Annotated in this window: 25 protein-coding genes; 13 read left to right on the top strand and 12 right to left on the bottom strand. The window is 70.4% G+C overall.

All coding sequences use genetic code 11. The features are described 5' to 3' along the window. The first annotated feature begins 197 nt into the window (after positions 1 to 197). The 5 genes from DPM19_RS18670 to DPM19_RS18650 all read left to right on the top strand — a co-directional run bounded on the left by DPM19_RS18670 (position 198) and on the right by DPM19_RS18650 (position 5,738). The gene (locus DPM19_RS18670; protein WP_233510424.1) at positions 198 to 956 is read left to right on the top strand and encodes a L,D-transpeptidase family protein; all 759 of its coding nucleotides are present in this window, start codon (positions 198 to 200) and stop codon (positions 954 to 956) included. Between the two features lie 39 nt (positions 957 to 995). Further along, the gene (locus tag DPM19_RS35320; protein ID WP_158566818.1) at positions 996 to 1,646 is read left to right on the top strand and encodes a choice-of-anchor P family protein; all 651 of its coding nucleotides are present in this window, start codon (positions 996 to 998) and stop codon (positions 1,644 to 1,646) included. Positions 1,647 to 1,891: 245 nt separating this feature from the next. Next, positions 1,892 to 3,130: an AAA family ATPase gene (locus tag DPM19_RS18660; RefSeq protein ID WP_111869225.1), complete on the top strand. Its 1,239-nt coding sequence runs from the start codon at positions 1,892 to 1,894 to the stop codon at positions 3,128 to 3,130. Beyond that, positions 3,120 to 4,064, top strand: coding sequence for a hypothetical protein (locus DPM19_RS18655; RefSeq protein WP_111869224.1), 945 nt, complete (start codon positions 3,120 to 3,122; stop codon positions 4,062 to 4,064). The genes DPM19_RS18660 and DPM19_RS18655 overlap by 11 nt, the downstream gene beginning before the upstream one ends. A 9-nt stretch (positions 4,065 to 4,073) precedes the next feature. Beyond that, the gene (locus DPM19_RS18650) at positions 4,074 to 5,738 is read left to right on the top strand and encodes a DUF262 domain-containing protein (protein ID WP_111869223.1); all 1,665 of its coding nucleotides are present in this window, start codon (positions 4,074 to 4,076) and stop codon (positions 5,736 to 5,738) included. A 150-nt stretch (positions 5,739 to 5,888) separates the two neighbouring features. Here DPM19_RS18650 and DPM19_RS18645 read toward each other — a convergent pair whose 3' ends face one another. Both DPM19_RS18645 and DPM19_RS18640 read right to left on the bottom strand, forming a co-directional pair. Then, complete coding sequence (locus DPM19_RS18645; RefSeq protein WP_111869222.1) at positions 5,889 to 6,374, bottom strand: hypothetical protein; 486 nt, start codon at positions 6,372 to 6,374, stop codon at positions 5,889 to 5,891. Next, entirely contained in the window at positions 6,371 to 6,796 is a 426-nt protein-coding gene (locus DPM19_RS18640; protein ID WP_111869221.1) for an ATP-binding protein, read from the bottom strand. The genes DPM19_RS18645 and DPM19_RS18640 overlap by 4 nt, the downstream gene beginning before the upstream one ends. A 316-nt stretch (positions 6,797 to 7,112) precedes the next feature. Between DPM19_RS18640 and DPM19_RS18635 the strand changes: the two genes are divergently transcribed. From DPM19_RS18635 to DPM19_RS18625, 3 genes are all read left to right on the top strand, one after another. Further along, entirely contained in the window at positions 7,113 to 7,994 is an 882-nt protein-coding gene (locus DPM19_RS18635; protein WP_111869220.1) for a helix-turn-helix domain-containing protein, read from the top strand. Further along, positions 7,991 to 8,197, top strand: coding sequence for a DUF397 domain-containing protein (locus DPM19_RS18630; RefSeq protein ID WP_111869219.1), 207 nt, complete (start codon positions 7,991 to 7,993; stop codon positions 8,195 to 8,197). The genes DPM19_RS18635 and DPM19_RS18630 overlap by 4 nt, the downstream gene beginning before the upstream one ends. A 229-nt stretch (positions 8,198 to 8,426) precedes the next feature. Then, a complete protein-coding gene (locus DPM19_RS18625) occupies positions 8,427 to 11,462 on the top strand; it encodes an AAA domain-containing protein (protein WP_111869218.1) in 3,036 nt (1,011 codons plus the stop codon). A gap of 51 nt (positions 11,463 to 11,513) precedes the next feature. Here DPM19_RS18625 and DPM19_RS18620 read toward each other — a convergent pair whose 3' ends face one another. Then, positions 11,514 to 11,975 carry an AbfB domain-containing protein gene (locus tag DPM19_RS18620; RefSeq protein ID WP_158566817.1) on the bottom strand — a complete coding sequence of 154 codons (462 nt, stop codon included), beginning with the start codon at positions 11,973 to 11,975 and terminating at the stop codon, positions 11,514 to 11,516. Positions 11,976 to 12,444: 469 nt separating this feature from the next. Here DPM19_RS18620 and DPM19_RS18615 point away from each other — a divergent pair, with 469 nt between their 5' ends. The 3 genes from DPM19_RS18615 to DPM19_RS18605 are packed head-to-tail and all read left to right on the top strand — an operon-like array spanning position 12,445 to position 13,744. After that, positions 12,445 to 13,326: a helix-turn-helix domain-containing protein gene (locus DPM19_RS18615; RefSeq protein ID WP_111869216.1), complete on the top strand. Its 882-nt coding sequence runs from the start codon at positions 12,445 to 12,447 to the stop codon at positions 13,324 to 13,326. Continuing rightward, on the top strand, positions 13,323 to 13,511 hold the full coding sequence (locus tag DPM19_RS18610) for a DUF397 domain-containing protein (RefSeq protein ID WP_111869215.1): 189 nt from the start codon (positions 13,323 to 13,325) through the stop codon (positions 13,509 to 13,511). Before DPM19_RS18615 ends, DPM19_RS18610 begins: the two co-directional genes overlap by 4 nt. A 44-nt stretch (positions 13,512 to 13,555) precedes the next feature. After that, positions 13,556 to 13,744, top strand: a complete 189-nt coding sequence (locus tag DPM19_RS18605) for a DUF397 domain-containing protein (protein ID WP_111869214.1) — start codon at positions 13,556 to 13,558, stop codon at positions 13,742 to 13,744. Between the two features lie 239 nt (positions 13,745 to 13,983). Here DPM19_RS18605 and DPM19_RS18600 read toward each other — a convergent pair whose 3' ends face one another. Next, on the bottom strand, positions 13,984 to 14,835 hold the full coding sequence (locus tag DPM19_RS18600) for a helix-turn-helix transcriptional regulator (protein WP_111869213.1): 852 nt from the start codon (positions 14,833 to 14,835) through the stop codon (positions 13,984 to 13,986). Positions 14,836 to 14,934: 99 nt separating this feature from the next. Between DPM19_RS18600 and DPM19_RS18595 the strand changes: the two genes are divergently transcribed. After that, positions 14,935 to 15,699, top strand: coding sequence for an SDR family oxidoreductase (locus DPM19_RS18595; RefSeq protein WP_111869212.1), 765 nt, complete (start codon positions 14,935 to 14,937; stop codon positions 15,697 to 15,699). A gap of 142 nt (positions 15,700 to 15,841) precedes the next feature. Here DPM19_RS18595 and DPM19_RS18590 read toward each other — a convergent pair whose 3' ends face one another. The 3 genes from DPM19_RS18590 to DPM19_RS18580 are packed head-to-tail and all read right to left on the bottom strand — an operon-like array spanning position 15,842 to position 20,077. Next, positions 15,842 to 17,593, bottom strand: coding sequence for a sensor histidine kinase (locus DPM19_RS18590; protein ID WP_111869211.1), 1,752 nt, complete (start codon positions 17,591 to 17,593; stop codon positions 15,842 to 15,844). A 52-nt stretch (positions 17,594 to 17,645) separates the two neighbouring features. Continuing rightward, on the bottom strand, positions 17,646 to 18,320 hold the full coding sequence (locus DPM19_RS18585; protein ID WP_111869210.1) for a response regulator transcription factor: 675 nt from the start codon (positions 18,318 to 18,320) through the stop codon (positions 17,646 to 17,648). Continuing rightward, the gene (locus DPM19_RS18580; RefSeq protein WP_158566816.1) at positions 18,311 to 20,077 is read right to left on the bottom strand and encodes a sensor histidine kinase; all 1,767 of its coding nucleotides are present in this window, start codon (positions 20,075 to 20,077) and stop codon (positions 18,311 to 18,313) included. The genes DPM19_RS18585 and DPM19_RS18580 overlap by 10 nt, the downstream gene beginning before the upstream one ends. Before the next feature lie 494 nt (positions 20,078 to 20,571). Here DPM19_RS18580 and DPM19_RS35775 point away from each other — a divergent pair, with 494 nt between their 5' ends. After that, on the top strand, positions 20,572 to 21,477 hold the full coding sequence (locus tag DPM19_RS35775; protein ID WP_199485160.1) for a hypothetical protein: 906 nt from the start codon (positions 20,572 to 20,574) through the stop codon (positions 21,475 to 21,477). Here the strand turns inward: DPM19_RS35775 and DPM19_RS18570 are convergent. From DPM19_RS18570 to DPM19_RS18550, 5 genes are read right to left on the bottom strand one after another with little or no spacing between them, the layout of a single operon-like run. Then, a complete protein-coding gene (locus DPM19_RS18570) occupies positions 21,467 to 22,732 on the bottom strand; it encodes an ABC transporter substrate-binding protein (protein ID WP_111869208.1) in 1,266 nt (421 codons plus the stop codon). The two genes, DPM19_RS35775 and DPM19_RS18570, sit on opposite strands and share 11 nt — an antisense overlap. Continuing rightward, entirely contained in the window at positions 22,725 to 23,771 is a 1,047-nt protein-coding gene (locus DPM19_RS18565; protein WP_111869207.1) for a branched-chain amino acid ABC transporter permease, read from the bottom strand. Before DPM19_RS18565 ends, DPM19_RS18570 begins: the two co-directional genes overlap by 8 nt. After that, the gene (locus DPM19_RS18560; protein ID WP_111869206.1) at positions 23,768 to 24,649 is read right to left on the bottom strand and encodes a branched-chain amino acid ABC transporter permease; all 882 of its coding nucleotides are present in this window, start codon (positions 24,647 to 24,649) and stop codon (positions 23,768 to 23,770) included. Before DPM19_RS18560 ends, DPM19_RS18565 begins: the two co-directional genes overlap by 4 nt. Positions 24,650 to 24,652: 3 nt before the next feature. Then, positions 24,653 to 25,375: an ABC transporter ATP-binding protein gene (locus tag DPM19_RS18555; protein ID WP_111869205.1), complete on the bottom strand. Its 723-nt coding sequence runs from the start codon at positions 25,373 to 25,375 to the stop codon at positions 24,653 to 24,655. Then, a complete protein-coding gene (locus DPM19_RS18550; protein WP_111869204.1) occupies positions 25,372 to 26,130 on the bottom strand; it encodes an ABC transporter ATP-binding protein in 759 nt (252 codons plus the stop codon). The genes DPM19_RS18555 and DPM19_RS18550 overlap by 4 nt, the downstream gene beginning before the upstream one ends. Positions 26,131 to 26,193 lie beyond the last annotated feature (63 nt).

Genomic DNA, 26,193 nt, shown 5'->3' with positions numbered 1-26,193 from the left:
GGAAGCGTCCACCGCGTCGAATCCATTAATTCCCTGTGATGGCACGGTTGCGGATGGTAGGGATGTGGCTCTCGCGGGTTATTCACCCTTGCGCTGAGTAACCACTCTCGCTTCCGGGAAGTCCCGGTCCCCTTGGAGTTGCCGTGAACCATCGTTCTTTACGAATACGCCGTAGCGCCCGGCGGTCCGGCCGTCTCGTGACGGGTGCCGCGGCCACGGCGGCCGTCGCGACGCTGGCGACGGGCTGCGGTGCCGACGGAAAGGTCGGGGCCAGCCGTCCCCCGGCGATCGACCTGGCGAAACTGCCGCAGGCCACGACGTTCACCACGTTGCGGGGCCTGCCGCTGGACATCGAGCCGTCCACGGCCGACGCCGGCACGGTGGTCCATCCCAGCGCCACCGTGCCGGTGTCGTCCGAACCGGGCGGCCCGCCCGTGGCCGCACTGCCCAACAGGCAACTGGACGGCCCCACCTGGGTCCCCGTGATCGACACCAGGCCGGGGTGGCGCCGGGTGCTGCTCCCCAGCCGGCCGAACGGGACGACCGGGTGGATCCCGGAGTCCGCCGCCCGGCTGACCACCGCCCACACCCCCTACGCCGTCCGGGTGCGGACGAAGGCGCGCCGGCTCACCATCACCAAGTCCGACCGCAGGATCGGGAGCTGGACGGTGGCCGTGGGCGCCACCAAAACCCCCACCCCAACCGGGCGGACGTTCATGCTCGCCCTGCTCAAGCCGTCCCGCCCCACCTTCAGCCCGCTCGTCCTGCCGGTCGGCTCCCACTCGGAGACGCTCGACACCTTCGGCGGCGGGCCCGGCACCGTCGCCTTCCACGGCTGGAACGACGCGTCCGTCTTCGGCAAGGCCGTCACCCACGGCTGCGTCCGGGTCCCCGCCGCCGCGCTGGCGGAACTGGCCAAGGTCCCGCTCGGCACGCCCGTCGTCGTCACGGAGTAACCCCCCTTTCCCGCTCTGCACATCCCAGGAGGAAGAACCATGCGCCCCACACATCTCGCCAAGTCCCTCGCGCTCGCCACGGCGGTCGCGGCACCGCTGACCATCTCGGCACCGGCCTCGCACGCCGCCGCCGGCGGCCACGGCGCCGCCCACGCCCTCGCCGCCAACGGCCCCGTGACGATTCCCCCCACCCCCCTGGTGTCGTCATCCGGGCCACGGCCGGAGAGCATGAGCGTCGTCCGGCTCCCCGCCAACCCGCTGGCGGACGCCTCCGCGCTGACCGCCACCGCGAAGGCCGGCCACGCCCGGTCGAGCGTCGCCGAGCTACGGGTCGCCAGGGCGGCTCTCTCCGCCCGGGTGATCACCGCCCGGTGCACGAACTCCACCGGTACCACGCACCTGGCCGACGTCACGCTGGCTGGCCGGCGGCTCCAGGCGAGCCCGGCCCCCAACAGCGCCCTCACCGTGTCGCTCGACGGCGTCGGCAAGGTCACGCTGGTCCTCAACAAGCAGGTGCGCAAGCCCGGCGGCGGCCTGTCCGTCACCGCGATCGAACTCACGATCCCCGGCGTCCAGACGCTCAGCGTCGCCTCCGTCAGCTGCACCCCCGCGGCACCCGCCGCCTCCCCGCCCGGCTCCCCCGCCCCCGCCCCCACCCCCGTCCCCGGCAACCTGCCGGTGACCGGCTGACCGTTCCGGCGAGGGCCCGCGCCCCGGCGCGGGCCCTCGCCGCGTCCCGAACTCCTCGTCCTCTCCCGCTGCAGGGCCGTGCAGATCGTTGCAGACGGACTCGGTCAGTTCGTCACAGATCACAGCGGCGTCCGAAGCCCTGAGCACAGATGGGTTGGTTATGGCAGAACTCCAGGCAAACGGTCCAACATCGTGTGCTGTGAAATCGCAGGCCGTGGCGGGTATCAGCGCACTAGGGTGAGTTCATGGCCTTGGTGCGACTGGCACTCACCAACTATCGCTGTTTTGCCGAGCGGCAGGAACTGGAACTCCGGCCGATCACCGTGGTTCTCGGCAAGAACAACTCCGGTAAGAGCGCTCTGGTACGGGCACCGCTGGTGATATCCACCGGCATTCACGGTGACTCGCCCGTCCCGCTCGATCTTCTGCAACTGGGAGACGATACGCCGGACTTCGTCGATCTCGTACACAAACGCCTGGAGCACGGCAGCATCGGGATCGAACTGGAGTTCCAGGGCTCGTTGCGGCTGTCCGCGACCGTTCAGAACATCGCCGAGTGGCAGACCCAGGTCGTCAGCAAGTGGGAATTCGGAGTTCCCGAAGATCGGGCCTCTCTTGAGTGGCTGGATGCGGACGACAGTGACGACGACACGGAAAAACGGACTTACCAGATCAATTCTGCCGACCATCGGCCAGACGAGGAGAAGCGCGTCCGGTTCCATGGCCTGGTACCGAGAAATATTCGCCATGCACCGTCCCTCATCGCCGAATTCGATGAAATCCGGCATCTAGGACCGTTCCGCACCCGGCTCACCCGGCTGGGGCGGCTGTCGGCCAGGGCTCCCCAGCAGGACGAGTTCGGCAGCCGTACCGCCGAGATCCTCATTCACGACCATGTCCGGCGAGGTGGCCAGCTCATCGACAAGGTCAACGAGTATCTCGGCGACCATCTCCCCGGATGGGAGCTGGAGGTCGTCCCGCGCTACGACGCATATTCAGTCGGCTTGAAGTCCACCGTGACCCGGGGCCTCTGGGTGCCTGCCACAGACTCCGGCACCGGAGTCGCCCAGGTGCTCCCCATCCTCGTCCAACGGGCCCAGGACGAACTCGTTCCCCCGAAGAATCACATTCTGGAGATCATCGAAGAGCCCGAGTTGCACATGCACCCGTCCGCCCAGGCGGCGCTGGCCGACCTGTACATCGCAGCCATCCGCAACCGGCGCGTCCGCTTCCTGATCGAGACGCACAGCGAAACCTTCCTGCTGCGGCTGCGCCGCCGGGTCGCCGAGCGAAGGTTGCGCGCCAGCGATCTGGCGTTCTACTTCGTCGACGGCGACGGCGCGTCGTCGACCGTCCGGCGGATCGACGTCGACGAGTTCGGCAATGTCGGCTACTGGCCCAAGGGCATCTTCGCCGAGAACTTCGAAGAGGTTCGGGCACTGGCCGTAGCCCAGGAGAGCCGGCTGGAGACCGATGCGCGTTGAGCTGACAGCAGCGGTGTTCGCAACAGATGATCACGCCCGGGAGGTCGTGCTCCTTCTCCACCATTTCAGCGAAGAGCGCCACCAATGGGCGGTCGGCCCGCTGCTCGTCGAAGCAGTGGAGTCCTTCCTCGACCGGCACGTGCCCGAGCTCGCACCGGGGTACAAGAGCCTCGCCCGCCAAGCCGCCCTGCAGCATGCCGCCTACCGCACACCGGCAGACCCGACGCCGGTGGTGGTCTCACCCGAGGACATCAAGGAGCACGTGGCGGATCTCACCCGGCCGGCGGTGGTCATGGTCGAGGACGACGCCACGGACGGCGGCTTCATCACCGCGATCGCCCAAGTGTTCAAGGCCGGTGACATCCTCACCGCGATCGAGAAGGACTGGCTCGTCATCGACCATGGTGGCGGCTCTGGCGGTGTCTTCCGCCGGGCCGCGGACAAGCGCGACCGGTTCAGGCGGCTACCTCGGGTCGCCGTGGTTCTGGACAGCGACCGCCTGCTGCCGGACGCCCCATCACAACATGACGCGAAGGTCGCCACGCTGCGTGCCAAGGAAGTCAAGGTCCATCTGCTAAGGCTGCGGGAGATCGAGAACTACGTCCCGGACAAGTGCCTGCTCAAGCTTGACTGCCAGCAGCAGGATCAGACCAGGGCTGACGCTCTGGCGCGGCTCAGCAAGGCGCAACGCGGCCACTACGACATGAAGAAAGGGTTCAAGAACAACAAGGTCCCCGCCCAGCAGAAGTCGCTGTTTCGCGGCCTCTCCGCTGAACTCTGCAAGGATCTGACAAGTGGATTCGGCCCTAAAATGATCAGCTGCTTGCTGGACCACGCGGACATCCTCACTGAGGAGGACTTCCGGACCGACGTGGGGCCCGACGTCCCCGACGAGCTCCGCGCCATGCTCGCGATGATCCGCGAGATCATATAGGGATGGGCCATGGCCGCCGACGAATACGAGATCGACGTCAAGCCGGAGATCATGCTCATGGAGCAGGTACTCGGCCCGCTCGCCGACGGAGAGCTCAGGGTGCCCAGGTTCCAGCGGCCGTTCGTCTGGCGCCCTGAACAGATCCTCAACCTGTTCGACAGTATCGAGCGCGGCTACCCCATCGGCAGCCTGCTGTTCTGGGAGACCTCCGACCGGCTCGCCTCCCTGGACCACATCGGGGACCTCCCTGTCCCCGAACCCAGACCAGCCCGGCCGGTGTCTTACGTGCTCGACGGCCACCAGCGGCTGTCCACGCTGTACGCCACGCTGCGCAGGCCCGCCGACGCGAAGCGATCGACCGAGCAGAGCGACTGGATGTGGTGGCCCTACCGTGTCCTGGGCGACGTGGAGGACGGGCCCAACCGGTACCGGCACTGGAAACAGGCCGAGCCTCCGCCGGCGAACTACCTGCCGCTCCGGGCGGTGCTCCGGACCCGCGACTTCCTGGCGTACGCCCGCGACCTCGCCAAGCGCGCGACACCGGACATGGACGTCGACCGCCTGACCAACGAGGCCGAGGTCGTCGCGCAACGGATCAGGTCCTACAAGATCGCGGTGGTGCGGCTGGTCGACGGATCCCTGTCCGACGCGGTCGAGGTGTTCTCCCGGGTGAACAGCACCGGCCAGGCGATGCGCCCGGCCGAGATGGTGTCGGCCCTCACCTACCAGACCAGCGGGCAGCCGACCCTGGCCGACCGGCTGGACGCGATGGTCGAGCAGATCGCCGACACGGGCTTCGGCGAGATCTCCTCCGACGCCATCTTCCGGGCGGTACTGGCGGTCACCGGTGAGGACAATGTCCAGGAGGGCCGCTGGGACGTCCTGGCCAAGCGGGTCCGCACCAAGCTCCAGGAAGCTGCCGACGACACCGAGGAGGCTCTGGCCCACGCCGTGATCTTCCTGCGCGACACAGTCGGCGTGCCGCTCGCCCGGCTGATCCCCTACGACGCGCAACTGATGCTGCTCACCACTTTCTTCCACCACTGCCCGTCCCCGAACGCCCGCCAAGTGGACGAGCTGAAGCGGTGGTTCTGGGTGACATCGTGGTCGGGCCACTTCGCAGGGGCCAACACGACCCAGATCAAGCAGTCCATCCAGGAGATGCGGAGGTTCGCGCGCGACTCCGGCACGGTGACCCCGGAAGCGGTACGAGCCCGCCCCTTTCCCAGCCGCTTCGACATGCGGAGCGCCCGGGTGCGCGCGTTCATCATCTGGGAACTGCAAGAGTTCCCCGATCGCCTGGACGGTGACGGCAACAAGATCCGGCCGGTGGACATCCTCGCCCGCGGCGCCACGAGCGCTTACCGGCACATCATCATCAAGCCGGGGCTCCCTGCCGCGTCGAGCCCCGCAAACCGTCTGATCATGCCGACGGCACCGCGCACCTCGGTGCGGAGCACACTGCTCGACCTGCCGGGGAGTGCGTTCCGTGAGCATGTCCTGACCAGCCACGGCATTCCCGACAAGGCCATGCGGCGGCTCGCCGCCGGAGACGACGAGCGTTTCATCGAGATCCGCCAGAGCGTGCTCGCCGAGCGGGAACGGGCCTTCATGTCATCGTTCGGGCTCTCCACCGACTCGGGCGTGGGCGAAGCCGACATCGACACCAGCTGACTTCATACCAGCGGTCGCGATCCTCAAGTCCAGGTCACCGTCTCCGCCCACCGGGTGAGCGAACCCCCTGAGGTCACTTGAGCCCGGCACGGAGGTCGGCGAGCCTGACACCGTTGTGCGTCCAGGCCAGCCATCCGCTCTCCGTGTGCTTCACCCCGGCCAGCGCATCGGCCGCCGCCGGTCCTTGTCGTGGCCCGCTGCCGGGCGGGCCACGAAGCCGTGCTCGAACTCGCGGACGTCGAGCGGGACCGGCCGCCGGACGAGGCAGGCGTCGGCGCGGCGCCAGGCCTCGGCGCGGTCGATCGGGGCCGGCCGGGCGGAGTGCGCGGCGAGGACCTCCGCGACCAGGCGGAGGGTCGGACAGCCGACGGCACCGCAGGCGCGGCAGACGTCCCGGCCAGAGCGGTCACGGGCCGGGCGGTGCAGTTCCAGGACGGCGGTGAGGCCGGTGGCGCAGACCAGCACCAGGCGGCGGGCGTCGCGGACGAAGTCGCTGGTGTGCGGGTCGAGCCCGCCGCCGGACGGGACGGCGAGGGCCGCACCGAGGGCGTGCGAATCGGCCCGCAGGGCGGCGGTGACGACCGGGTGCACCCGCCGCCGCACCCACTCGTGGACGGCACCGTGACCGCTGGTCACGCCACCCGCTCCGCCTCGAAGACGGCCGTGACCGTGCGCCCCCGGTCGTTGCCGTGCCAGCCCCAGGTCTCGGCGGTGAGGGAAACGGTGCGCAGGCCCCGGCCGGACTCGTCGGTGTCGGCGGCGTCCCGGGCCGCGGGCTCGCCGGGGCCGCCCTGGTCGGCGACCGAGACGGCCACACCACCGTCCCGGCACAGGACCTCCACGGTGAACGAGCCGCCGCACTGGCCGGACTTGGTGTGCCGGAGCGCGTTCACCACCAGCTCGTCGACGGCGAGGACCATGTCGTCCAGGCAGGGGTGCCCGTCCAGCAGGCAGGTCACGAACCGGCGGGCGGCGCGGGCCTGCTCGAAACCGCCGGGGAAGGTCCGCCGCCAGTAGAGCGGCGCGGGCGCCGCGTTCACGGGCAGGGTGGGAAGCATGTGCACCTCGCGGGCTGGGATGTGACGGGAGGCGGGGCGCCTCGTGCGCAGTGGCCTCATGCTCACACGCCGTGACGCCGGGAAGGGGCGAATCGCGGCCTCGATCAGCCCGGACGCCTGATTCATGCCTTCCCGCTCGCGAACGTTCGGGAGTGGAGCGTTCCGGAGCCGGGAGTAGCGATCATTCGAGTCCTATGACCGGATCAGGCCAATCGGCGGTGTTCTTCTCAGGCGGACGCATAGCGTTGCCGCCGTCCACGGAAGGTAATCGGTCGTGGTCAGCGCGCTCGTGTCCGCAAGCCCCGGGAGGTCTCCGATGGCCAGCCCCTACGTCCGGCGCCGCCGCCTCGCCGAGGAACTCCGCAAGCTACGCGAGAACCGCGGCCTCACCACCGACGAGCTGGCCCGCCTCGTCTACCAGTCCCGCACCAAAATCTCCAAGCTGGAGAACGCGCAGGTCCGCCCCAACCTCGCCGACATCGTCACCATCCTCAAAGCCCTGGACGTCACCGGCCAGCAGTACGACAAGATCCACGAACTCGCCCACGCAGCAGCCCGCAAGGGCTGGTGGGACCGCTATGGCAATGCCATGGGCGACCGCCAGCGCCTCTATGCCGACCTGGAGTCAGGGGCCAAGAGCATCCGCAGCTACAACCAGACCGGCATCCCGGCCGTCCTGCAAACACCCGAGCTGATAGCCGCACTCATCGGGCTAGACCAAGCCGCCGGTCCCATCACCTACCGCCCCGAACGCATGGCCGAGGCCCGAGTTCGCCGTCAACAACACCTCCTCAGCCAAGATGGACCCACCTACGACGCCGTACTCGACGAGTGTGTGATCTATCGCCTCGGCGTACCACGTCCCGTAATGCGTGCCCAGCTCCAGCAATTGGTCGGAGTCGTCTCGGCGGAACCGCGGATCACTCTTCGCGTGCTGCGTCATGACGCCTACCTACCGGGCGGCCTCATGCCGAAGTCATCCTTCTCGCTCTACGCCTTTCCTGAGAGGGCGAACCCACTGATGGCGGTAGTTGACACGGTTACCACCGACCTCATGCTCATCGAGCGGCGCGGAGTGGCCCGATATACCGGGCACTACGATCTCTTGAAGAAGGTTGCGCTGTCCCCAACGGAGAGCTTGACCTTTCTATCCCACGTGGTCGATCAACTGAACGACGGGACGGAACGATCAACATGACCGCCAAGTACGAGCACTGGCGCAAGTCTAGATACAGCGACCCCAACGGGGACTGCGTGGAGGTAGCCCGTGCCGCTGACGGCACCATCGGCGTCCGCGATTCCAAGGCTGGGGCACCGGACGCCATTCTTGAATTCACTCGGTTGGAGTGGGCCGATTTGCTCACTCGTCTCCGCAGCCTCGAGCCCAAATCCTTCGGCTGAAACACAGTGGCGCAAATTTCCTTACGTCGCCTCTTCCTGCTACGGAATCCCTGTTCAACCTCCTGCCGGCCCACCGAGCCACCAGCGGCCTCGGCCGCCACCCACTGCCGGGTGCGCATGGTCACCGGCCGGCCCTGCGCCGGAACTCGACCGGCGATCGACTGACCGGAAGTCAAGGGTTTGGTAAATTTCTTCCGATACAGCGGGTTTGCGGGGTGGGGGAATCTCGATGCCGGAAAGTCGAGCGGAGCCGTACCCGGTCGCGCACCTCCGCCGGGCGGTGCAGGCGGAGATCACCGCGATCCGGCAGGCCGACATGGGGAGCGCCGAGAAGATCTCCCTGCACTCGGGCCGGCTCGTCCGCCGCTCCGGAGACGACCGCGAGTACCTGTTCTCCTGCCGGCGGTGGCGGGAGGAGCTGGGGGCCAAGGACCTGCTGATCCGGCCCGACCGTTCCCGCGACCCGTGGCAGCCCGCCGAGGTCTCCCGGATGCCCGACGGGAAGATCCGGGTGGTCACGGCCATGGACCTGGGAACCCCGCCGTCGAACGCGCAGTTGGTCGAGGACGAGACCGCGGGGCTGGAAGCGCTGGCCGAACGGCTGCACCAGGTGGGCGGCCGTGACCCTGCGGTCAACCTCACCACGGCGGGCTGGCTGGTCGGCCAGGGGAACCCGCGCCTCGGCCGGTGCGGCGACCCGGACCAGCTCATCCGGGGCTATCGCGGCCACCGGCTCAACGTCCGGCAGCGGCAGGCCATCGAGCAGGCGCTCGGCAGCGAGATCACCTTCGTCTGGGGGCCGCCGGGCACCGGCAAGACGGAGGTCGTCTCGTACATCGTGGAGGGCTGCTACCGGCAGGACCTGCGCGTCCTGTTCCTGGCCCCCACGCATGTGGCGGTCGACCAGGCGCTGGAACGGATGTGCGACCTGCTCGCCGGGGAGCCCGGGTTCGACTCCGGTCTGGTCCAGCGGGCGGGAGACATCTCGGTCCCCTCCCTCGCCGCGAAGTACGGGGAGCAGATCTCCCCGGCCCTCATCGCCGACCGGCTCGCCACGGCGCTGGACGCGCAGATCGTCCAAGCGACGGCGCGGCTCGACGACGTCCGCAGGGACATCGCCGCGCACGAGAAGGCGGCGCGGGCGTCCGGTGACCTCGACAATCTCCAGCGGCAGTTGCACGCCATCGACCGGCTCATCGCCGAGGCCGCGCAGGGGGTGCGGGCGGCGTCCGGGCACGTCCAGGAGACCCGGCAGCAGATCGACCGGATCGGAGTGCCCTCCGGGCTGTTCGCCCAGCGCAAGCAGGCCAGGCTCGACGAGCTCCGGCACGGGCTGGACCAGCACCGCGGCGACCTGGAGGCGTGCCGGCGCCGGCACGATGGCGCCCTTGCGGACCGGGAACGTTGCGCGGCGGACCTGGCGTCCACTCAATCCGCCCTGGCACCGCTGCTGGCCCAAGTCCAGGGCCGGCCGCCCCTGGACCGCCTGCGCGAGGACGCGAAACAACTGCAACAGCAGCTCGACGAACTGCACGGCGAGCGGCAGAAGATCGCTGAAGCGGTGCGGAGCCGCTGCCGGGTGATGGGAACGACGGTCTCCAAGGCGGTCCAGTCCCGCACGCTGATGGCCGGCGTCGACGTGGTGGTCATCGACGAGGCCGGGATGGTGAACCTGCCGGCGGCCTGGTGCGCGGCGGGCATGGCCCGTAAGCGCGTCGTGGTGGCGGGTGACTTCCGGCAGTTGCCCGCCGTCACGCACGGTTCCGGCAGCCGCAGGGCGGCCCCGCAGGACAAGGAGCACTCGCGCACCTGGATGGACCGCGACGCGTTCCACGCCGCCGGGCTGGTCGATCCCCGGAGCGGAGTCCGTACCGATCCCAGAATGGTCGCCCTCAACGAGCAGTACCGAATGCGTCCGGCGATCTGCGCGGTGGTGAACGAGGTCGCCTACCCCGACGCTCCGCTGCTGACCGGCCGGGCGGACGGCAGCAGGCTGCCCTCGTCACCGCTGATCGAGAGCCCGCTGGTGCTCATCGACACCTCCAGCCGGGTCGTCGGCGGGGCCGGCAGGGACGCCCACACCGCCAACCCGGTCCACGAGGCGGTGATCCACGAGCTGATCAGGGGACTGCAGTACGACGCGGTACTGCCCGCCCGCAAGCGGACCGACCTGCCCGAGGAGGAGCGGGCGACGAGCCGCCTCGCCGTCATCTGCCCGTACAAGAACCAGAAGAGGGTGCTGGGCGCGAGCCTGACCTACCGGTTCGGCGAGTCCTACGAGGGGCTCGTGGACACCGTCCACCGGTTCCAGGGCAGCCAGCGGCCCCTCGTCGTGATCGACACCGTCGCCGGGGCCGGTGACCGGCTCGGTTTCTTCTACGAGGGGGTCGGCCTGTCGTCGGCGACCTGCCGGCTGCTGAACGTCGCGCTCAGCCGCGCGCAGGACCACCTTGTCGTGGTGGCCAACGTGAGGTTCATGCACGGCGCGCTCAGTCCCGCCAGCGAGGCTGGCCGGATGCTCCGCCATCTCGAACGGCACGCCCAGCGCATCCCGGTGGAGGAACTGGTCCCCGTACGCAGCGCCGCCGACCTGGGCGACCTGGACGCGGAGGAACTGGCCCGGCCCGCGTTCTTCCCCGCCGACGAGGTCCCCCGCGCCATCGAATGGGACATCGCCCACGCCCGCGGCAGCATCGACATCTACTGCGCGTTCCTGCACCCGGGACCGGTACAGCACTGGCTACAGCGGCTCAAGCCACGGATCGACGCGGGCCTCCGCGTCACCGTGCACACCCGGCGGCACGAGACCGACACGCGGGAGGCCGGCCTCTGCCGCATGCTCCAGTCGGCCGGCTGCCAGATCTCGGCGCGCGACCGCATGCACGAAAAAGTCATGATCATCGACGACGCGGTGCTCTGGCACGGCTCCCTCAACCTGCTGGCCCACGCCGGCTCCACCGACCTGATGATGCGCATCACCGACCCGACGTCCTGCGAACGCGTGCGCCGCATCGTGGACCGCGCCCGCACGGACCGCCCCGCCCAGACGGGGCAGCCCGCGCCCCGGCCCCCCTCGCCGTCGGCCAACGGAGCCTCCCCCGGAGATGTGATCGACGGCCGTCGCTACCTCGACGTCCCGTTCGCCGAGAAAGACGAAGCCAAACGCCTGGTGCAGGCGAAGTGGGACCCCAGGCTCAAGCTCTGGCACGTCGCGGCGACCGTGCCCAGGGACCGGCTACGCCGCTGGCTCCCCGACAACACGTGAAGCCGCGGGGCGCGTCCGCTCCGAAGGGTGGGTCGGCGCCCCGGCCAGCAGCTAAATCGCCGTGAAAAGTGCGCGCCTGAGGATGAACGCGGCATCGCTCCTGAACTGCGGGCTGTCCTCGAACCTGTCGAGCCAGATCTCAAAATTTCGATGCCGGACGTAGCGATCGGGGTTATTGAACGACCGGAAGGAGAACGTGTACATTAAAAGTCCATCGACGAAGGCAAGGGACGGCGAAAGATAAAACGTCGCGTCCTCTTCGAAGACCCTGTCGCCCGGCACATGCCTGCCCAGCTTCATGCGGAAGTTATGATGCCGAAGGTAGTGATTATCGACATTGAACGACTGGAAAGAGAAGAGATTCCCGTTCGCCAGGCCGGGGACAACGGCAAACGTGCCGTCCTTCTCCGCCTGATGCCCGGAAATATTGTCGAGACGGGCCTCAAAATTACGGTGCCGGATGAAGCGTTCCCGAGGGTTCGCGGACTCGACCGACAACCTCCACGCCACCATCGGTATTCCCTCTCGCATCGGCCGGATTCCAACGCCTCAACCATGGCCATGCCCGCCCTTTTTCGACCGAATCACCGTTTCGAATAAAGTTGAGCCCTGCGAAGGGCAGGACAACCCCCTGAGCAGCGGGCCGCCAAACTGCCGGCGATGCACGGAGTCGACCCGAAGGCCGTCCGCGCTCTCCGCGAAACGCTCGACGCGACCGGCTCACCGGAGTCACGGCGGACTACCACCGCACGCCCGGCAGCAACCTGATCAAGAACCGGTTCTTCTGGAGCCGTGCGTTCCACTTGCGAACGTTCGGGAGTGGGGCGTTCCTGAGCCGGGAGTAGCGATCATTCGAGCCCTATGACCGCATCAGGCCAATCGGCGGTGTTCCTTCCCGGCGGACGCATAGCGTTGCCGACGCCCACGGAAGGTAATCGGACGTGGTCAGAGCGCCTGTGTCCGCACTCCTCGGAGGTCTCTGATGACCAGTCCCTACGTCCGGCGCCGCCGCCTCGCCCAGGAGCTCCGCAAGCTACGTGAGGATCGCGACCTCACGACCAACGAACTAGCGCGGCTCGTCTACCAGTCCCGCACCAAGATCTCCAAGCTGGAGAACGCCCAGATCCGCCCCGACCTCGCCGACATCGTCACGCTTCTCGAAACCCTGGACGTCACCGGCCAGCAGTACGACAAGATCTTCGGTCTCGCCCGCACGGCAGCCCGCAAGGGCTGGTGGGACCGCTTTGGCAACGCCATGGGTCCCCGGCAGCGCCTCTACGCCGACCTGGAGTCCGGAGCCGAGACCATCCGCAGCTACAACCAGACGGCCTTTCCCGCCGTCCTCCAGCTCCCCGAGTTCATCGACGCGATGGTCGAACTGGATCAACACCAAGGGGCACTCGACTACCGCCCGGAGCGCATGGCCGACGCCCGGACCCGCCGCCAGCAGCACCTTCTCAGCCCGGACGGCCCGACCTACGAAGCCGTGCTCGACGAATGCATGATCCACCGACTGGCCATACCACCAGAAGTCAAGGCCACCCAGCTCAGACACCTGATCACAGTGGTTTCAGCCGAGGACCGGATCACTATGCGGGTGTTGCCATCGGATACCCCGATTCCCGGCGGCTTCCTCCCGAAGGCATCCTTCTCCCTTTACACCTTCCCTGATCCAGCCGACCCACCGCTAGCGATCATCGATACCGTCACCGCCGACCTCGTGCTCACCCAGCGCCACGAACTGGCCCAGTACACCGGGATGTACAACCGGCTCCTGGATGTGGCCCTCCCTTCCGACGACAGCCTCAATTTCCTCAGCCAGGTGGCCAATCGGCTGACCAGACAGACAGAATCGAAGACATGACCAAGGAATACACGGGATGGCGCAAGTCGCAGCACAGCGAACCGAACGGTGATTGCATCGAGGTGGCCAAAGCCCCGGACGGCACCATCGGCGTCCGCGACTCCAAAGCCGGATCACCAGGCGTCATCCTCGAACTCACCGCATCAGAGTGGGCCCACCTGCTCACCCACCTCCGCAACACCTGACGCCCCACGATGATCCCAAAAACACCCCACCCCGGAACGCCAACATGACCAAAAAATACACGGGATGGCGCAAGTCGCAGCACAGCGAACCGAACGGCGAGTGCGTAGAGGTGGCCAAAGCCCCGGACGGCACCATCGGCGTCCGCGACTCCAAAGCCGGATCACCAGGCGTCATCCTCGAACTCACCGCATCAGAGTGGGCCCACCTGCTCACCCACCTCCGCAGCACCTGACCCACGACGACCCGGAAACCACCCGCCCCGGAACGCCAGGCCGCAGCCGGAATACCAGGCTGCAGATCGAACCCAACTCCGAACCCCGACCATCGCCCCGGCACAAGCGCCTGCATCAGTGATCGTTGCGGATAGGTGGGGTCCCAGCCCCACCTATCCGCAACGATCACGCGGGGAAGGGGCCGGAGGCGGGCTTTGGTGGTGCCGCGGGGGCTGCGGACCTCACTTTGAGACGCGGCTTAGCCGCGGTCGGCGTCGGCGAAGCGGTTCTGGCCCAGGACCGCGAGCAGTTGCAGTTTCTCGTGGCCCTCGGTGCGCGGCGGGGCGGTGAGCACGAGCAGCGCCTGGGACTGGTCCTCGGTGAACAGCGCCTGGCAGTCCAGTTCGATCGGGCCGAGTTCGGGGTGGATGAGCGTCTTGTGGTCCTCGAAGCGCCGGGCGACCTCGTGCCGCTCCCACAACTCGGCGAACTCCGCGCTCGCCTTCCGCAACGCCCGCACGAGCTCGCCCGCCCGCGAGCGCGGGCCCATCGACCCGTGGGCGGCGCGCAGGTTCGCGACCTGGGCGCGGCTCTGCCGGTCGCGGTCGGCCTCCGGGTAGCGCAGCCGCTCGCGGGGGTCGGTGAACCAGCGGTAGATCCCGCTGCGGGCGAGGCCCGTGCAGCCCGACGTGTCGCCGAACAGGGCCTCCGCCATCCGGTTCTGCACGAGCGTTTCGCCCAGGTTGGACAGGACGAGCGCCGGGGTGTCGTCGAGGCGGTCCAGCACCCGCAGCAGGGCGGGGGCGACGTGCGTCGCGGCCGACACCGGTGCGGGGGCGTTGTGCCCGGCCGTCCGGAACAGGTAGTCGCGTTCGTCGCCCGTCAGCCGGAGCGCCCGGGCGAGCGACGCGAGCATCTGCTCGCTGGGCTGCGGGCCGCGCCGCTGCTCCAGCCGCGTGTAGTAGTCGGTCGACATCACGGCGAGGGCCGCGACCTCCTCGCGCCGCAGGCCCGGGGCCCGGCGGCGCGCGCCCTCGGGGAGCCCGACGTCCCCGGGTTGCAGCGCCTCGCGGCGGCTGCGCAGGAAACCCGCCAGTGCTGCACGATCCATACGCCCATTATCTGCCGGTTCTTCGCGCCAGCCAGGGACCGCCGATCCCCCGATGACCGGTCTCTGCCCCCGCGCCGGCCGACCGGCGAGGCTTCGAGCATGGACATCTCCGGAAACACCATCTTCATCCCCGGCTCCACCAGCGGCATCGGTCTCGCCCTCGCCCTCGCGCTGCAAGCCCGGGGGAACACCGTCATCGTCGGCGGCCGGCGCACCGAGTCGCTCGACCGGATCGCCGCCGAGCACCCCGGCATCGACACCGTGCGGATCGACACGACGGACCCCGCGAGCATCGACGCCGCCGCGAAGGAGGTGCTGGCGAGGCACCCGGGCCTCAACGTCCTCGTCACGATGGCCGGCATCATGCGCGTCGAGGACTGGCACCGGCCCGAGTCGTTCCTCGCCTCGGCCGAGGCCACCATGGCGACCAACGTGCTCGGCCCGATCCGGCTCATCGCCGCGTTCGTCGAGCACCTGCAGACACGGCCGGACGCCACGATCGTCACCGTCTCCTCGGGTCTGGCGTTCACGCCGCTCAAGGTCACCCCGAGCTACAACGCGTCCAAGGCCGCGATCCACATGCTCAGCGAGTCGATCCGGCTGCAACTCGCCGACACGAGCGTGCGGGTCATGGAGCTCCAGCCGCCGTCCGTCCGCACCCCGCTGCTGCCCGGGCAGGAGGACAACGAGGCGGCGATGCCGCTCGACGAGTACGTGGCGGAGACCGTCGCGCTGATCGAGGCCCAACCCGACGCGAAGGAGATCCAGGTCGAGCGGGTGAAGTTCCTGCGCTACGGCGAGGCGCGCGGCGACTACGACCACGTCGTCGCGACGGTCAACGCCCACGACCCGCACGGGAAGTAATCGTCCCGCCGCGTCCGGGAACCCGGTGCAGCCCGGTAGGTCTCCCTCCCACCGCATGAGTCGTCCGTCAGGACGGACGGGCGAGAAGCCGCTCGGTACCCCTCACCCTGGAGAGCACCGGCACCGCCGTAGGGAATCCGGCCTAGTCGCAGGGCACCGAGATGCGTACCGTCGTGCCCTCGCCGGGGACGCTCTCCACGGTGACGTCTCCGCGCAGGGCGCGGACGCGGTCGATCACGCCGGCCAGGCCGCCCTCGCCCTGGCCGGGGCGGGCGAGCCCGGTCCCGTCGTCGCGGACCTCGGCGAGGACGCGGCCCGGCTCCGCCCGGACGCTCAGCCGGATGTCGGTGGCCCGGGCGTGCTTGACGGCGTTGGCCAGCGCCTCGCAGAGCGCGAAGAACAGGGTGGACTCGATCTCGGGCGGGAAGCGCCGGTCGGGCAGGTCGGCGGACGCCCCGGCGCGCCCGGCGACGGTCTCCAGTGCTGGCCGCAGCCCCCCGTTGGTCAGGATCGCCGGGTGCACCCCGCGCGCGAGCTGGCCGATCTCGGCGACCGCCTCGGCCAGTTCGCCCCGGCAGGCGCGGGCCTGGTCGCGCGCGGTGGGGTCCGTGGCGGCCGACTCCAGCAGTTCGAGCATGGCGTCCAGCTCGCGCAGGTGGTGCTGGGTGCTCCGCCGCAGGTCACCGGCCAGCCGCTCCCGCTCGGCGGTCTGGACGCGGACGAGCCGTTCCCCGGCGGCGCGCGCCCGCTCCAGGTGCGCCTGCGCGGTCGCCTGGAGCTGCGCGGTCTCCAGTGCCCGGCCGCCGGCCGCCAGGGCCGCGTCCAGCAGGGACGGGTGGCCGGTGAGCGCGGCGTCGACCTCCACCACGGCGAGCAGGGCGCCGTCCTCGGTGTCCACCTGCCGGCGCCGGCGGCCGGGGGCGGGTGAGCCGGGCAGGTCCACGGCGCGCCCGGCGGCGTCCACGTAACCGGCGTCCTGCGGGACCCAGAACCACAGGTCGAGGGTGTCGTCGTGCAGGACGTCCCGCAGCGCGTCCCGGATCTTCTCGATCGAGACGGGCGCGGTCAGCCGTAACATCCGCTCCGCGGCGGCGAGCTCGGCCAGGCTCCGGCGCAGCCCGGTGGCCAGGAAGGCAAGCGGCAGCGCGACGGCCGCCAGGCCCTGGACGACGTAGACGCGCAGCACGTCGTCCAGCCGGATCCCGGTGTCGACCAGCGACCCCTGGCTGGCGAGGCCGGCGACGACCATCGTCGTCACCGCGGCCAGCACCGGCACGGCGAACCGGCGTTCCGGCCGCCGGCCGCGCGGCAGCCGGCGGACGAGGAGGATCACCAGGGTCCCGGCGAGGACGGCGAGGGCGGCGAGCAGCACCCGGTGGACGCGGCCGAAGAGCACCTGGTCGGCCAGCGGCGCCGGCCAGAACGCCGCGGGCGCGAAGCCGTTCCACTCCGGCCGCGAGACGAGGCACAGCGCGAGCTGGCCGCCGAACAGGGTCAGTGCCGCCGCGCCGACGAACACCCGCTCGGCGGTCCGCTCCAGCCGGTCGGACGGGTAGAGCAGGGCGCCCGTCACGATCGCGAAGAAGAAGGCGGACTGGGCGAACACGGAGGTCAGCGGCAGCGGGCCGGTGTTCCAGCTCGCCGACCAGGTGGCCGCCCACGCGACCGCGGCGACCAGGAAGAGGGCCCCGGTCCGCCGCCCGCGCCGGCCGGCGACCAGCAGGCCGCCCGCCAGGGCGAACCCGCCGCAGCTCGGCAGCGCGACCAAGGCCGCCGGCGGTTCGGCCCGCCAGTACGGCCAGCCGCAGCCCAGTGCCGCGAGCGACACCGCCACGCCCACCGCGAGGGCGAGGCGCGACCGCGCGCCGAACCACGTCGGCGGCCGCCGGCGCACGGCGATCCTGCAACGGCTCGCAGGCACGGCCGGGTTCACCAGGGTCCGCCGATCAGCGCGCGTCGATCGCCCGGAGCCAGCTCAGTACCGCCAGCACCCGCTTGTTGCTGTCCTGTGGCCCCGGCGGGCCGCCCACCGAGGTGATCTTCAGCTTGGTGAAGATCGCCCGTACGTGGTCTTCGACGGTGCGGGAACTGAGGTACAGGCGCTTGCCGATGCCGGCGTTGGAGTACCCCTCGGCCATCAGGGACAGGACCTCCCGTTCGCGGTCGGAGAGCCGGGCGAGTTCGTCCTCGCGGTGCCGGGCGTCGACGAGCCGGTTCACCACGTCCGGGTCGATGACGACCTCGCCGCCCCGCACCCGTTCCAGGGCGGCGCGCAGCGTGGAGACGTCCGTGACGTGGTCCTTCAGCAGGTAGCCCACCCCGCGCGGCTGGCCGCGGAACAGCTCCATCGCCTGCGGGGTCTCGTTGTAGGCCGACAGGACGAGCACGCCGATCCCGGGGTGGCGCTGCATCAGGTGCCGGGCGGCCGTGACGCCCTCGTTGGTGTAGGTCGGCGGCATGTGCAGGTCGATGATCGCCACGTCGGGCGGGTCGTCGGCGATGCGCGCGATGAGCTCCTCGCCGGAACTGGCGGAGACGACGACCTCGATGCCGACCGTGGTCAGCAGGGTCACCAGCGCCTGCCGGAAGATGCCGCTGTCCTCGGCCACGGCTATTCGCATGGCAGGACCACCCTCACCGTCGTCGTGCCCGGAACCGAACCGTCGATTTCGACGTGTCCGCGCAACGCCCGGATCCGGCCGGAGATGTCCGCGCCGTCCCCGTCGGGACGGGTTCCGTCGTCACTGACCTCGGCGACCAGCGACCGCTGCACGACCCGGACGCGGACGGACACCTGGCGTGCACGTGCACGCTCGACAGCGTATGACAGCGCCTCGCACAGCACGGCGAAAAGCGTCGACTCGATCTCCAGGGCGAAGCGCCGGGCCGTCACGTCGAGCCGGACCCGCCCGCCGAAGCGCTCGGTCACCACTTCGAGGGCCGGTCCGAGGCCGTCCTGGGCCAGCAGGGCGGGCCGGACCTCGCGGACGAGGGACCGCAGCTCGGCCAGGGCCGCCAGCAGTTCCTCGCGGCAGCGATGAGCGCGCTCCTTCACCTCGGGGTCCCCGGTCACCGCGGCCAGGGTGGCGAGCATCGCGCCCAGCGCCAGCAGCCGCTGCTGCGCGCCGTCGTGCAGGTCCCGGACGAGCCGTTCCCGTTCCCTGCTCTCCGCCCGGACGAGCCGTTCGTAGGCCGCGCGGACCTGTTCGAGGTTGGCCTGCACGGTGGCCTGGAGCTGGGCGGTCTCCAGCGCCCGGCCGCCGGCGACGAGCGCGGCCTCCACCCGGGAGGCGTGGTCGCGCAGGGAGCCGCCGAGTTCCACGACGGCGAGCGGTTCGCCGGCGGCGGTGCGCACCTCCTCCCGCCAGCGCGCGCCGCCGGGGCACGGCCCGTCCCGTCCCGTCAGGGCGACCGGACGCCCCTCCGGGTCCACGTAGACCCGTTCCGTGGGGGCCCAGAACCACAGTTCCAGGGTGGGGTCGTGCAGCACCTCCCGCAGCGCGTCGCGCACCCGCCGCACCGACACCGGCGCGGTCAGCCGGAGCATCCGGCCGGCGACGGCGAGCTCGGCGATCCGCACCCGCAGCCCGGAGGCGAGCAGGGCGAGCGGGACGACGATGCCCACGGCGCCCTGGATCGTGTAGACCCGCAGCAGCTCGTCGAGCCCGATGGAGTCCTCCATCAGCGGGCGCTGGGTCAGCGCCGCCGACACGCCGACCAGCCCCATCGCGAGGCTCACCGGCAGGACGAGGGCGCGCCTGAGCCGCCCCATCCGCGGCAGCCGCAGGAGCAGGACCACGACGAAGGTCACGGCCAGCACCACGTAGAGCACGCCGTAGAGCCACAGGACGTCCCGGAACAGCTCCCGGTCGACGAACGGCGCGGGCCAGATGGCCCGGGACGAGAACGCCGCCCACTCCGGCTCCGAGGTGACCCACAGCGCGGTGGGGCCGCTCGCCAGGATCACCGCCGCCAGCACGGCCCAGGCGCGGTCGGCCCGGTGCTCCAGCCGCCCGCTCGGGTACACCAGCACGCCCACCCCGATGGCGAGGTAGAAACCCGCCTGCGCGTACCCCGACAGGACGGGGCCGATGCCGGCGTTCCAGCTCGCCAGCCAGTTCAGCGCCCAGGCGATCGACGCGACCAGGAACAGCCGCCCGGTGGTGCGGGTGCGCCGCCCCGTCGCCAGCAGGGCGCCCACCACCGCGAAGCCGCCGCAGCCGGCCAGCGTGACCGCCATGGCCACCGGGTGCGCCTGCCAGTAGGGCCAGCCGCAGCCGGTGGCCAGTGCCGCCACGATCACGCCCACGCCGAGGGCGCGCTTGGCCTCGGCACCGAACCACGGTGGCGACCAGCGTTTCCGCGGAGCGGGAATCACCACGACCACCTTCCCCATGGTCAAGGTCGGCGGACCGGCGGACTACCGCGAATACCCGGCCGCAGACCCCGTGCTTTCCCGGATGCGCCGGCGGAGGCGGCGGACCGGCGGGCCATCCGATGTCACGGTCCGCGCCCACCCGCGCACGCAAAGCTTCCCGCAATCGAACGCAATGCCGCAGAGCCCGTTATCCGATTGGTATGCAATTTTGAAAACCAAACGCCAGGGGCCGTTTTCACCCGATCGGCGGGGCGGAACGGAGCTTTCCTCTCCAGACTCGGGGCCCTTCTTCCCTTGGCCCGGGAAATTTCCGAATGCCGGATGGCTCCGTTTTCGGAACGCCCGGGCGACCGGGGCGGGCCGGGGAAACACGGACGGGGTCCCGGGCTGGCCTCGATGCCGCCCGGGCCGCCCGGTGCGAGAGTCGGACCGGCGGTGATCGAACGCGGGGTCCGTGTTCGGCCCGCCCCGACGCACCGAGGGAGCGGGGGAGCATGGGAATCAACTCAGCGGCGCCTCAGCCGGACACGATCCGGCAGGTGGCGGCCGGAACGCCGGTGAAGCACCGCCGCCCGGCACCGGTCGCCCCGGCGCCCCCGGCCGAGGAGCCGCCCCGCTACCGGACCATCATGGCGGTGGACATCGAGGGCTCCACCGTCCGCACCGACCCGGCGAAAGCGGGGCTGCGCCGGACGCTCTACCACCTGCTCTGGCAGGCGTTCGACCAGGCCGGCATCGACGAGCGTCACATCGACAGCCTGGCGGACCGCGGGGACGGGGTGATCACCCTCATTCACCCGCTCGACGAGGTGCCGAAGACGCTGCTATTGCATTCCTTCATTCCCGTTCTCAGCGCATTGCTGGCCGAGCACAATGCGCGCCCCGCGGCCGTGCTTCCCGCCGACCGGCGCTTTCGCGTCCGGGTGGTGATCCACGCCGGGGAAACCCACCGTGACGATCACGGGACCTATGGCGAGGCCCTCGACATCGCCTGCCGGCTGCTGGACTCCACGGCCGCGAAGGCCGCGCTGCGCCGCACGGACGCGCCCCTGCTGCTCGTGGTCTCCGAGGAGATCTACCACTCCGTCGTCCGGCACGGCTACGCGGGCATCCGCGCCGCCGCCTACGCCCCGCTCGTCCGGGTCAAGGTGGCTTACCGGCGGCACCGGGGCTGGGTGCACGCCGTCCACTCCCCGCACCCGGGGGAGGAGCCCGCCCCCTCCCCCGGCCGTCCCCGCCGCGGGCTGGCCCGCCGCCTGCGCCGGGACACCCGCCGCCCCCGCGGCTTCGACGCCCCGGCGGCCGGGTCGCGCCGCGAGGCGGCGGCGCGGCCAGAGGAACCGCGCCGCCGCCTCGCGGGGCTGCACCCGTCCGGGACGTCCAGGCCGGTCAGTGGGTGACCGGGCCGAACTCCTTGCGGGTGTCGATCACCTGCCCGAACAGCTCCCACCGCTCGCCCTTGAACCGCATGAGCTGCATCGACTCGATCGGGAAGCCGTCGTCGGCACCCGTGTTGAGCGAGATCCCGGGCAGGAGCATGTCGACCCGGACGTCCTTCAGGTTCCGCATCGCGTCGCGGAGCCCTTCCCGGGTCGGGCACTTCATGGCCTGCATGGTCTTGTGGAAGCTGGCGGCCGCCGCCCAGCCGAACGCGTTGTACTGGTTGTTGACGTCGGCGTTCGGCGCGTACTTGGCCATCGCCGCCTTGTAGCGCTTCATCTCCGCGTCGTTCGCCCACTGCGGGTCGACCGGGTCCTTGTAGTACGCCGCCGAGACGGTGTTCTGCACGTTCGGGAAGCCGACCGGCCTGAGGACGGTCAGCGAGGCGGCGACGTTGTTGATGATGTGCAGCGGGTTCCAGCGGGTGTTCTTCGCGTCCGCCGCCAGCGCCTGCGAGCCGAACTTCGGCGTCGTCACGTTGAGGAACACGTCGGCCCCGGAGCCGGCGAGGTTACGCATCTGCGGGTCGACGGAGGGGTCGGCGACCTCGTAGCTCTGCTCGGCGACGACCTTGATCTGGCTGCCCTCGATGGCCTTCTTGAAGCCGCCGAGCAGGTCCTTGCCGAAGTCGTCGTTCTGGTAGAGCACCGCCACCTTGGCCTGCGGCTTCTCGCCCTTGAGGAACTGGGCGTAGATGCGGGCCTCGGAGATGTAGTTCGGCTGCCAGCCGATCGTCCACGGGTGGCTCTTGTCGGTGCCCCACTTGGAGGCGCCGGTGGCGACGAAGACCTGCGGCACCTTGCGCTGCCCGGCGTAGTCCCAGACGGCCGTGGTGGACGGGGTGCCGAGGGTCTGGAAGAGCGCGAAGACCTGCTCCTGCTCGACCAGCCGCCGCGCCTCCTCCACCGCCCGGGCCGGCTGGTAGCCGTCGTCGCGGAAGACGAACGTGACCTTACGCCCGCCGATGCCGTTCTCCTCGGCGTTGACGGAGTCGAAGTAGGCCTTGACCCCCACGGGGATCTGGCCGTACGCCGACGCGGGGCCCGACAGCGGGTAGATCCCGCCGAGCTTGACGCTCTTGTCGGTGATGCCGGTCGTCTGCTGGCCCTTGCACTCGCCCTGGGCCGTGGTGCCTCCTTCCTCGCCTCTGCCGCCGCACGCCGCGCTGGCGAGCAGCACGGCCACCGCCGTGGCGCCCATCACCGATCTACGCATTCCGTCGCTCCTTCTGCAGAACCTTTCGGGTCGAACGCGCCGCACGCCCGGCCAGCCCGGCGAGGCCGGTGGGAGCGACGAGCATCACCACGATGATCAAGAGACCGAAGACCACCCCGGGGGCGCCCTTGTTGATGTCCTGGGACAGGCTCGGCACGTACACCACGAAGAGGCCGCCGAGCACCGGCCCCGCCATCGAGCCGAGCCCGCCGACGACCAGCCCGGCCAGCAGGGTGATCGAGAGGGTGACGGTGAACGAGTCCGGGGCGACGAACGCGATCGTCCAGGTGTAGACGCAGCCGGCGACGCCGGCGAGCATCGCGCTCCAGGCGAAGGCGAGCGTCTTGTAGAACGACAGCTTGACGCCCATCACCTCGGCCGCGGCCTCGTTGTCGCGGATGGCGTGCAGCGCCCGGCCCACCCGGGAGCGGAGCAGCCCGTACACCGACGCGAACGCCAGCGCCGTCACGGCCAGCGCCAGGAAGTACAGCCACTGGTCCTCGGCCAGCCCGGTCCAGGCGGGCGGCACCGGCTTCTCCAGGGTCAGCCCCATCGCGCCGCCGGTCACCGACTCGAACCGTTTGATCAGCGGCACCAGGAAGATCGCGATCGCGAGTGTCACCAGCGCCAGGTAGAGGCCGCGCAGCCGCAGCGCGGGCACGCCCAGCCCCAGCCCGAGGACGAACGCCAGCGCCGCCGCGAACGGCAGTGTCACCAGGTGCGGCAGGCCGTGGTCGTGCAGCAGGATCGCCGAGGTGTACGCGCCGACGGCGAAGAACGCGCCGTGCCCGAGGGAGATCTGGCCGGCGTGCCCGACCAGGAGGTTCAGGCCCAGCAGCGCCACCGCGTAGACCAGCACCATGGTGAGCTGGAAGACCCGGAACGGCACGAGCTGGAACGGCGCGAAACAGACCGCCGCGACCAGCGCGGCGGCGGCGAGCCACTGCCACCGCTCCTGGAGCAGGGCCCGGACGTCCCGCCTGCCCGTGGCGGGGGCCGCGTCGGCGACCGGGGCCGCCTGCTTGGTCGACTCCGTCATGCGCGCTCCACCTCCGCGTGGCCGAACAGCCCCTGCGGGCGGAGCAGCAGCACGGCCAGGATGATCACCAGCGGTACCCCGACCTTGAGGTCCGCTCCGATGGCGTCCACGTACGCGCCGGCCAGCGTCTCGGCCACCCCGACGACGAGCCCGCCGACGACGGCGCCGACCGGGCTGTCGAACCCGCCGAGCGTGGCCGCGGCGAAGGCGTAGATCAGGACGCCGCCCATCATGTTGGGCTCCAGGAACAGCTGCGGGGCGACCAGCACGCCCGATACCGCGCCGACCATGGCGGCCAGGCCCCAGCCGAGCGCGAGCATCCAGCCGACCCGGATCCCGACGAGCCGGGCGGAGTCGGGGTTGGCCGACACCGCCCGCATGGCCAGGCCGATCTTGGTGTGCTGGAAGAGCAGGTAGAGCAGGCCCATCACCACGCCCACCACGACGAAGATGCCGAGGGTGGCGTAGCCGACGGCGACGCCGCCCAGTTCGGCCGCGCCGCCGGGGAACGGGTTCGGGAAGTCCTTGATCAGGAACGACCAGATCCAGCCGGCGGCGGCGTTGACGAAGATGAACAGCCCCACGGTGATGATCACCACGGTCAGCTCGGGCGCGCCCTCCACCGGCCGGATGACCACCCGCTCGATCAGCATCCCGCCGGTGAACGACACCGCCAGGGTGATCAGCAGGGCTAGCCAGAAGGGCAGCCCCGCGTGCACGCACTGCCAGGCGATGTAGGCCGAGAACATGGCCAGCTCGCCCTGGGCGAAGTTGACGATGCCGGTGAACCGGTAGATGAGGACGAGGGCGAGGGCGAGGCTGGCGTAGATCGCCCCCGCACCGAGCCCTTCCACCACCTGTTGCAGGAACTCGGACATCGGCTACACCCGGTACCCGAGGTAGGACTTGACGACCTGCTCGTCCGCCCGGATCTGCTCGGCCGGCCCCGACAGCACGATGCGGCCGGACTCCAGCACGTGCGCCTGGTGGGCGATGCCCAGCGCCAGGTGGGCGTTCTGCTCGACGACGATCACGGTGGTGCGTTCCTCCTCGTTGACGGCCTGGACGATGCCGAACAGCTCCCGGGTGACCAGCGGCGCCAGGCCCAGGGACGGCTCGTCGAGCAGCAGTAGGCGGGGGCGCAGCATCAGCGCCCGCCCGATCGCCAGCATCTGCTGCTCGCCGCCGCTGAGGCTGCCGGCCGCCTGCCCCCTCCGCTCCGCCAGCACGGGGAAGTGGCCGTAGACGCGCTCAAGGTCGGACTCCGCCGCGGCCTTGTCGCGCCGCAGGTACGCGCCCAGCCGCAGGTTCTCCTCCACGGTCAGCGGCATGAAGGTGCCGCGCCCCTCGGGCACGTGCGCGACGCCGTGCCGGGCCACCGCGTCCGGGGAGCGGCCGGCCAGGTCGGTGCCGTCCAGCCGGATGGTGCCGCGGGCGCGCACCCCGCCGGACAGCGCGCGCAGCGTGGTGGTCTTGCCCGCGCCGTTGGGGCCGAGGATCGCGCAGATCTCCCCCTGGCCCACCGTCAGGCTCACACCGTGCAGCACCCGGGCCGCGCCGTACCCGGCGTGCAGGTCCTCGACCGTCAGGAAGTTCTCGCTCATGCCGCCGTTCCCAGGTACGCCTCGATGACCGCGGGGTCGCGCTGGACCTCGTCGGGCGACCCCTCAGCGATCTTGCGGCCGAAGTCCAGGCAGACGACCCGGTCGCAGATGCTCATCACGAAGCCCATGTGGTGCTCGACGACGACCACGGTGATGTCCAGGTCCTGGCGGATCTCCCGGACCAGGGCGGCGAACTCCTCGACCTCCCCGGAGCTGAGGCCGTTGACGGGCTCGTCCAGCAGCAGCAGCCTGGGTTCGACCGCGAGGGCGCGGGCCAGTTCGACCCGTTTGAGCGTCCCGAAGGGCAGCCCGGCCGCCGGGTGGTCGGCGACCTTGGTCAGTTCCAGCCGGTCCAGCACGGCGTCCGCGGCGGCGCGCAGCCGGGCCTCCTCACGGCGGACGTTCGGCAGCCACAGCCCCGCGCCCAGGAAGCCCGCCCGGCCCTGGTGGTGCGCGCCGACCAGCACGTTGTCGCGCACCGACAGCGCCGGGAACAGGCCCAGGTTCTGGAAGGTGCGGGCGATGCCCAGCGCGGCGATGGCGTGCGGCGCCGCCCGCAGCAGGTCGATGTCCTCGTATCCGGCCGTGCCCTCGTCGGCGTCGTAGCGCCGGGTCAGGCAGTTGAACAGCGTGGTCTTTCCGGCGCCGTTCGGCCCGATCAGCCCCACCATCTCGCCGCGCGCCACGGAGAATCCGACACCGTCCAGCGCGGTGATGCCCCCGAAGCGCACGGTCAGATCGGCCACTTCGAGCATCCGGCCTCCTGAATCGCGTTCTGGATGAGGGCGTCAGCGTAAAAGCGGCCGTTCAGGGGCGCA

This window comes from Actinomadura craniellae (assembly GCF_003289645.1).
Taxonomy (GTDB): domain Bacteria; phylum Actinomycetota; class Actinomycetes; order Streptosporangiales; family Streptosporangiaceae; genus Actinomadura_D; species Actinomadura_D craniellae.
This window is presented reverse-complemented; position numbering and strand designations above follow the sequence as displayed.

Excerpts from the sequence above, each read along its gene's own strand:
- DPM19_RS35320 (WP_158566818.1), top strand. The coding sequence starts at position 996 with ATGCGCCCCACACATCTCGCCAAGTCCCTCGCGCTCGCCACGGCGGTC.
- DPM19_RS18660 (WP_111869225.1), top strand. The coding sequence starts at position 1,892 with ATGGCCTTGGTGCGACTGGCACTCACCAACTATCGCTGTTTTGCCGAG.
- DPM19_RS18655 (WP_111869224.1), top strand. The coding sequence starts at position 3,120 with ATGCGCGTTGAGCTGACAGCAGCGGTGTTCGCAACAGATGATCACGCC.
- DPM19_RS18650 (WP_111869223.1), top strand. The coding sequence starts at position 4,074 with ATGGCCGCCGACGAATACGAGATCGACGTCAAGCCGGAGATCATGCTC.
- DPM19_RS18640 (WP_111869221.1), bottom strand. The coding sequence starts at position 6,796 with ATGCTTCCCACCCTGCCCGTGAACGCGGCGCCCGCGCCGCTCTACTGG.
- DPM19_RS18635 (WP_111869220.1), top strand. The coding sequence starts at position 7,113 with ATGGCCAGCCCCTACGTCCGGCGCCGCCGCCTCGCCGAGGAACTCCGC.
- DPM19_RS18630 (WP_111869219.1), top strand. The coding sequence starts at position 7,991 with ATGACCGCCAAGTACGAGCACTGGCGCAAGTCTAGATACAGCGACCCC.
- DPM19_RS18625 (WP_111869218.1), top strand. The coding sequence starts at position 8,427 with ATGCCGGAAAGTCGAGCGGAGCCGTACCCGGTCGCGCACCTCCGCCGG.
- DPM19_RS18620 (WP_158566817.1), bottom strand. The coding sequence starts at position 11,975 with ATGGTGGCGTGGAGGTTGTCGGTCGAGTCCGCGAACCCTCGGGAACGC.
- DPM19_RS18615 (WP_111869216.1), top strand. The coding sequence starts at position 12,445 with ATGACCAGTCCCTACGTCCGGCGCCGCCGCCTCGCCCAGGAGCTCCGC.
- DPM19_RS18610 (WP_111869215.1), top strand. The coding sequence starts at position 13,323 with ATGACCAAGGAATACACGGGATGGCGCAAGTCGCAGCACAGCGAACCG.
- DPM19_RS18605 (WP_111869214.1), top strand. The coding sequence starts at position 13,556 with ATGACCAAAAAATACACGGGATGGCGCAAGTCGCAGCACAGCGAACCG.
- DPM19_RS18600 (WP_111869213.1), bottom strand. The coding sequence starts at position 14,835 with ATGGATCGTGCAGCACTGGCGGGTTTCCTGCGCAGCCGCCGCGAGGCG.
- DPM19_RS18595 (WP_111869212.1), top strand. The coding sequence starts at position 14,935 with ATGGACATCTCCGGAAACACCATCTTCATCCCCGGCTCCACCAGCGGC.
- DPM19_RS18585 (WP_111869210.1), bottom strand. The coding sequence starts at position 18,320 with ATGCGAATAGCCGTGGCCGAGGACAGCGGCATCTTCCGGCAGGCGCTG.
- DPM19_RS35775 (WP_199485160.1), top strand. The coding sequence starts at position 20,572 with ATGGGAATCAACTCAGCGGCGCCTCAGCCGGACACGATCCGGCAGGTG.
- DPM19_RS18570 (WP_111869208.1), bottom strand. The coding sequence starts at position 22,732 with ATGCGTAGATCGGTGATGGGCGCCACGGCGGTGGCCGTGCTGCTCGCC.
- DPM19_RS18565 (WP_111869207.1), bottom strand. The coding sequence starts at position 23,771 with ATGACGGAGTCGACCAAGCAGGCGGCCCCGGTCGCCGACGCGGCCCCC.
- DPM19_RS18560 (WP_111869206.1), bottom strand. The coding sequence starts at position 24,649 with ATGTCCGAGTTCCTGCAACAGGTGGTGGAAGGGCTCGGTGCGGGGGCG.
- DPM19_RS18555 (WP_111869205.1), bottom strand. The coding sequence starts at position 25,375 with ATGAGCGAGAACTTCCTGACGGTCGAGGACCTGCACGCCGGGTACGGC.
- DPM19_RS18550 (WP_111869204.1), bottom strand. The coding sequence starts at position 26,130 with ATGCTCGAAGTGGCCGATCTGACCGTGCGCTTCGGGGGCATCACCGCG.